The following is a 1,444-nucleotide window of genomic DNA, read 5'->3' on the forward strand; positions in this document are numbered from 1 at the left end:
GGCTCTTCAAGGTTCCCGGGGAATGGTCTGCTGAGATGATTGCTCATGCTGCCATCCGGGCTGCACTTCTCAAGAGGATACGCGATTTGTAGTTGTCCGGGTTCCGGTATCCGCGGCCGGTCCGTTTGATGTGTTTTATTGCCGTGTTATTGGCCTCTACCGTGGCCGTGGTGGCCCCGGTGACGATGAGGACTTCGATCTCGGCCCACCAGCGGCACACGGTGCGGTAGAGCCGGTTCGCTTCGGGCAGCGCGGACTGGACCACCAGTTCAGCCAGGGTGGTTTTCGCGGCTGCGGCGTCCTCCAGGGAGCCGGTGCGCAGCAGGGTGCGGAGCTGTTCCTTCACTTGCCAGGCGGCCTTGAGTTTACCGGTCGGGTCGTCGGTGTCGAAGACACTGGCCAGGCGGTACTGCGCACGGTCGGAGAGGTTTTCTCCGGCTTTCACCAGCAGCATCCGGTTCGCCCACGCCGGGTCCGTGGCCCTGCCCCGCCGGCCCCGAACCTGCTGCGACAGGCCCTGCCGGACCGAGGTGAGCATGTCGTTGGCCAACATCGTCATATGGAACAGATCCACCGACACGGCGCTGCGCGGCAGCCACATCCGCAGCGCCTTCCGGAACGCCGCGGACGGGTCGATCGCGACGACCTGCACCCCGAGCCGCCACTCCAAGGGCCGGGCGAAGAGCCAGTCGCCGACGCCCTTGTGGTCCCGTCCGTCCACGATGCCCAGGACCTGGCCGGTGTCCAGATCCACGATCGTGGTCATCCACGGCTCATACCGGGTCCAGGCCCTCGTGGCCGGGTCCTGGAAGAACCGCACAGACCGGTAGCGGTGCTCATCGATGCCCAGCATTCTGGGTGCGAGGAGGTCCACGTCCGGAAGGCGGAGAGCGGCTTCACCGATGGCCTGCTGGACCAGCCACCACGAGATCCCGAACGCCACGGCAGTCTCGGACACGGCCCGCCCGGAGGTGATGACCGCGTCCAGCACCGTCTCCCGGAGCCTGCGTGTAGATCGTGCCCGCCGCGGGACCTGAGGGGTGGCCTCGCAGAAGGATTTCCGCTCGCACAGATACTCGTCACAGAACCAGCGCCGCTTGTCCCAGAGCAGCACCACCGCGCCGGCAACAGGGATGTCACGCAGCCGCTGGCACCGGCGTTCCTTCACCCGGGACGCGATCACCCCGCAGCTCGGGCACCCCGGCGGGAAGGTGGACTCGACCGTGACATGACGCACCCCGCCAGGGAGCAGCACAGTGCCAATGACACGGTAATCGGGCAGGTTAAAGATCAGGCTGGCAGCATCTTCGGCCGCCACAGTAGGCTCTAACAAGGCTCGTGGTTCCTGTTCAGGTTGAATGCGTAGGAACACTCATCCCAGCAGGACCACGAGTCCTCTGCTTGCTACAACACGAACCTGTTTCCCCGGGAACCTTGAAGAGCC

1 protein-coding gene is annotated in these 1,444 nt (G+C 65.4%); it reads right to left on the bottom strand.

The genetic code is table 11. The features are described from left to right. Nucleotides 1–43: 43 nt before the first annotated feature. On the bottom strand, nt 44–1,333 hold the full coding sequence (locus tag ACZY0Y_RS19835) for an ISL3 family transposase (protein ID WP_463959936.1): 1,290 nt from the start codon (nt 1,331–1,333) through the stop codon (nt 44–46). Nucleotides 1,334–1,444 lie beyond the last annotated feature (111 nt).

The sequence above is a fragment of the Pseudarthrobacter kochi genome, from assembly GCF_055412805.1.